Source organism: Dehalococcoidia bacterium (assembly GCA_028711995.1).
Lineage (GTDB): Bacteria > Chloroflexota > Dehalococcoidia > SZUA-161 > SpSt-899 > JAQTRE01.
In genome coordinates this window covers 1-4,904 of the sequence record JAQTRE010000176.1, presented here as the reverse complement: position 1 = coordinate 4,904, position 4,904 = coordinate 1, and the positions used below count along the sequence as shown (strand labels likewise).

General features: G+C 52.1%; 4 protein-coding genes. All 4 read right to left on the bottom strand.

The features are described from left to right. Positions 1–102 precede the first annotated feature (102 nt). Entirely contained in the window at positions 103–1,560 is a 1,458-nt protein-coding gene (locus PHV74_14865; protein ID MDD5095637.1) for an MMPL family transporter, read from the bottom strand. Positions 1,561–1,762: 202 nt separating this feature from the next. After that, a complete protein-coding gene (locus PHV74_14860) occupies positions 1,763–2,188 on the bottom strand; it encodes a hypothetical protein (GenBank protein MDD5095636.1) in 426 nt (141 codons plus the stop codon). Positions 2,189–2,328: 140 nt separating this feature from the next. Then, positions 2,329–3,606 (bottom strand): 2-hydroxyacyl-CoA dehydratase family protein, encoded by a 1,278-nt coding sequence (locus tag PHV74_14855; GenBank protein ID MDD5095635.1) that lies wholly within the window; start codon positions 3,604–3,606, stop codon positions 2,329–2,331. Positions 3,607–3,611: 5 nt separating this feature from the next. After that, complete coding sequence (locus tag PHV74_14850; GenBank protein MDD5095634.1) at positions 3,612–4,787, bottom strand: 2-hydroxyacyl-CoA dehydratase family protein; 1,176 nt, start codon at positions 4,785–4,787, stop codon at positions 3,612–3,614. Positions 4,788–4,904 lie beyond the last annotated feature (117 nt).

Here is a 4,904-nt window from a genome sequence, read left to right as displayed (position 1 = left end):
TCTGCTTATGCCTGTGGTTCTCTCTGAACATCCCTTCACCTCAAGTCGAATAGCCTCAACTTGAGTCTATCGCATCCCAATATCAGCTTCAATACCAAGGCGCTACCTTTTTGCAGGAACGCCAATCATCCACTGCAATACTTTCGGATCAAGGACGTTATCTGCGGTCACAAACATGTCCCCCGGGTAGACTCCTCCGGTCAGTCCGACCACTTTGTTGAGCACCACCATTTCGGAGGCATCTGAGTTCATGTAAGCGTCAAATCCGACGTTTCCCTTCAGCGTGTGTTCCTGACTCCACCCGAAGGCTGAAAGCCCTATAGCGATGATCAAAATAATGGCCGCAAACTTCACCGCCCTGGGGGCAATAAATTCCGCCACCTTTTGCATGAAGTCCGCTTTGCGCGGCTCAGCCTTGATTTCGCGTTTCTTATCTCTCAAATAGAGAATGCCGACCAGAAGCGTCACCGAGACAACCAGACAAACCAGCACCCCTATAATCAGCGTCGTGCCAAAGTCCTTGACCATAGGGGTTCTGGCAAAGAACACTGAGGCGAAACCGGCGCAGCCCGTGAGCATGGCAATTGTAAGAGGAGCCCCGATATGCATAAAAGTATTCTTCGCGCTCACCTCTGCCGATTGCCCTTTCCGGGATTCCTCATCGTAGCGGTTATGGAACTGGACGGAATAGTCCACTCCCAGACCGATCAGGATGGGGAACACCCCCATGGCAACCGGAGTGATATTCATGTCCATGAGTCCCATCAGGCCCATGGTGTAAAAAACGCCAATTCCAACCAACCCCATCACCAACCACCGCCAGAGGAAGAACCCTCTTACTCTGAAAAACAGTGCCAAGAGGAGGAGCATGAGAACAGCGGCAATGGCCGTTACCCGGGTAACCTGGTTACTGGTCTCTTGTATCTCCCAATCCAATATGACTGGGAAACCGGTGACTTTTAAGGTGACGCCCTCCTCAAAACCGGCCGTTTTGACCTCTTTCTTCATATCATTGATGATGCTGTGTTTTGCGTCGTCGCTTTGGCCTCCGTTGATAGACACGACAAGCATGACAGCAGCCTGGGTGCCCTTGACATCATCCTGTTCAGCAAGGACAACATCTTTGACCACCGGTATTATTTCCCCGGTTTTGGGATCGACCGCATAGTCGATGTCCTTCGTCTTATTCGGATCGGACATCATGGTTTTTTGCAGGGTGATGAGATATTCCGGCGTCATTACAAACATTACTCGCGGGTCTTTGGAAAAATGCTCATCAAAGACCTTCATCGCGTCCAGGTTCTCCTTGCTCAATAGCTGGGAGAGGCTGTCGCCTTCCATGAGAACCAGTATATTGTCGTTGGTGAATTTCCCATCCAGCAGTTTGAGATTCTTGTAAGTTTGCGAGGAAGGATCGATGTAGTCGGAGTACTGGTTAGATAATCCTACCTTGCTGGCCCCAATGCCAGCCGGTATCAGCAGAAGGATAGCAATAAGCAAAACCCACCACATTTTGTTTTGGATGAAGTCCCAGATGCCCAGCAGAATCTTCTCTATCATTCTTTCCCCCTTTTTGTGGCTGCGATCCTGGTGTTATGCATGCCGAGGCTCTCGCAGAATATATCTATCCAACGTGTTGCGTCACGCGGAAACGTTGTGAACTATGACATCTCCTTTCTTCTCCAAAACAGAGTGTTGAAAATCGTTTCATTCGACCCGCTAAGACCCCGGCCAGAGACAGCGGATAATCGGTCTGGGCTTCTCAGTATTCGGTCGGAATCGAAGCTATCAAGGCTGAGAAGGCGTTGAATTTGCCCATTTTGGCAAATACCTTGAGCATATTCCCATGAAGCGCAAACTGTTTTTTTGCCATGGCAACCTCGGCGCTCATTTCCCCTTTGGCTATCTTGGACAGGTTTTCATAGGTGCCGATGGTAGTGGAAATGTATTGGTCCTCATTCTTCCAGTTACGCCACTCGCTGGGGGCAGGCTTTTCCTCACGGATAGCTTTGACGATCTTTCCGTCGTCCCATTCCCAGATGGTGAGAATGTCCACTCCACCCGGGGCATCGGTGGCAATCGATCTCTGTTTGGTCGTCAGTCCTTTGGCTTTCTTCAGATAGGCTTCATCCGTCCTGCTTTTCTCTACAACGGCGTCTATCCACTCCTGAGATTGATACCTTACCATAATGGCCTCCTCCCTTTAGATATTTTTCAGACCGGCAAAGACATAGGTTTATCGTCCGTAAAAGGCGATCCCAAAGGTCCTTGCCTGCGTCTTATCCAACCTATTGGTATGGGGTTCATCAGCAGTGACCATTGGCGATCCTACTGCTTGCCTCTGGCCAGGATCAATTCAATGAAATCCACCAGTTGGCTCTTGATAGCTTCCGCAGGGGTGACTCGCCCGTCAATGAAATCCAACTCGATGCTGATTGTGGGAATGCCTGTCTCCTCTAATACTTTGTCCTTGACCAATTTGGCGGCGGCCCAATTGGATTTGCAAGCGATGTGCCCGGCAAACACAGCCCCATCCGCCTTGTAGTATCGGACCATCTCAACAGAGTTGTCCCCCCAGTCTTCCCAGGGCCCTCCGCCCTCCTTAGACATCGGCATGTTACGCGATTTTCTGGCCAGTCCCAGCAGTATCTTGTCGTAATCGGAGAGGTCCTCGGTGGGGACAACGGTGATATGATTGTTCATATAGATGATGCTGACTGCCCCATATTCTTGCATCAGCTCATTTAGGGAATTGGGGAAATCGAATCCCGGCATGGCGTAAATCCAGACCAGCCTGAGCTTTTCTTCATATTCAAAGGGCACGGGCGACACCTTGTTATTCACTCGATGCTGTATCTCTCGATAGAGGGTTTCAAGGCAGTTCACCAGTTCCGGAGTGCCGGGCAGGTTCATGAAGAGAGGATAGAGGGAAGCGCTCTCAGGCATGGGAAATGGGCAGGGAACTTGCGCTGCCAGCGCGTTGATCTTGAGAACCAGTTCATGCGCTTGATTGGAATATTTCATGGCTTGCTGCAGCCTGCCGAAATCCATCTTGCGCCCGGTGTGATTCTCCAGCCAGGTGACCATTCGCTTGAGTTCGCGGGCGGTATACAGGTATCCTTTTTCGCTCTTGAGATAGGGGGTGCCGATGCCAAAATAGGGCAGGCCGAGATATTTTGCCACCGATGAATCCACTCCCAGGATGGAATCGCAGGGGTTGTTCTGGGCAACGTAGACGTTCGGGAGCGGCGCGTCACCGGACAAGAGCAATCCCATGGGCAGCTTGTTGGTGGAGCAGACGTACTGGGGAATAAATTCTTCCGCCAGGTCAATGTATTTCTCAACTGCGCCGGGGATGGCGCAGAATACGGTCAGCCCGATATCGCAGACCGGCACGATATCCATCGCCCAGAAGATCTCAGTCGGAACGCTGAAACTGACCCAGGCCACCGGATCTCCCTTTTCCGCTGCCTCTGTCGCTCTCCTGTAGACATATCCCAGTGCCCCTACCATCGCCGACTGGATAGGGTTTGACTCGGCCGTGTCTTCGCTCACAGCAGAAAACCCATCTGCCACCATCTCCAATACGTTGATCTTCTCTTCCATCAGCTTTACCTCTCAATCCTTTCCAGGAATGCCTGAACCCTTGTTTTGAGTTGTCCTGTGCCTCTTAAGGCGTATTCCCGGTCGAGTTCGATGAGCGGGATGCAGGCCTTCTTCATCTCATCTCGGATGGCCAGGAGTTGGCCTCCCCATACCTGACAGTTGATCAGCGTCTGGAAGATGACCCCATCGACCCGGTAGGTTTCGACCATCTCCTTGATGAAATCGATCCGCTCATCGATCCGGTCCGTCATCCGGGCGCAGGACGGGCGGTCCAGATAAGACTTGGCCAGGCCGAGGATCAGGTCATCCTCGATCACCTCCACCGGTTTCCAGAAATATCGTGAGCCGAAGCAGTCGGCATCAGTGACCACCAGCCCGCCCAGTCTTTCTACCACGTCGAAGTAGGCCGGGTCGTCACATCCGCCGCCGCCGGTGATCATCAGGCGCGCTTTGTGGTCCGATATCCCCTCGCGCTGCTTGAGCTCTTCCAGCAGCTTTTTCATCAGTTTGTTGAACTGATCTCTGGGAGTAGTGGCGGCGGCGTTGAGAACCTGCATCACTTCTGCTCCGGTGATGGGTGGGTTGTCTTTGCGGCGTAGTTCGTAGAGCTGCTTGAGCAGGCTCCTCGTCTCGTTGTAGACCTCGATGGCCTTTTTGAGCTTATTATCGGTGATCTTGACCCCGAAGGTTGTTTCCACGCTCTGCTTGAAGGCGGCGATCTCGTCCTGGTACCAGGCAATGGCATCGGCATCGGTCTTCTTTGGGACGTCCAGGAAGGCTATGAGGGGCAATCGTTCCGATTGGACTGTTCTGAGGATGTCGCTCATGCGGCGGATATCGTCGCAGCTGTTGGTGAACACTAGCCCATCCAGAAAGTCATATTTCCCCTCGAGGGCGTACTCCAGACACGAACGGACAAAGCTGCAATTGAGGTGGGTGAGGTAGACATCTGCCGATGTGGTCTCGGTGCAGCCTCGGGCAGCCACCCGATACGGAAGGACATCGGCGGCATAGAGAATCTCTTCCGGCACATACGAGCAAAAGAATCCCACCACCTTCTTGCCCTGGGATTTCCAGTCCTTGGCAGCTTTGTTCTCCAGACTATCGGCCAGTTTGGTCAGTTCATCCAAGGCGCTCATTTTGATGGCTCCTCCTTTTGGTGCAACAACCTCTAGTGTCATGTCATGCTTGTATTGACGCTAAAATAGCGGTATAGTAATCTTCAGAAAGGAGGTTGCTATGCCCCTATTGAAATACAAGGTCAGATTGACGGACGAGGAGCGCAATGAACTCAAAAA

What these genes read in the sequence shown, in the direction of transcription:
- PHV74_14865 (MDD5095637.1), bottom strand. Translation starts at nt 1,560, where the DNA reads ATGATAGAGAAGATTCTGCTGGGCATCTGGGACTTCATCCAAAACAAA.
- PHV74_14860 (MDD5095636.1), bottom strand. Translation starts at nt 2,188, where the DNA reads ATGGTAAGGTATCAATCTCAGGAGTGGATAGACGCCGTTGTAGAGAAA.
- PHV74_14855 (MDD5095635.1), bottom strand. Translation starts at nt 3,606, where the DNA reads ATGGAAGAGAAGATCAACGTATTGGAGATGGTGGCAGATGGGTTTTCT.
- PHV74_14850 (MDD5095634.1), bottom strand. Translation starts at nt 4,787, where the DNA reads ATGACACTAGAGGTTGTTGCACCAAAAGGAGGAGCCATCAAAATGAGC.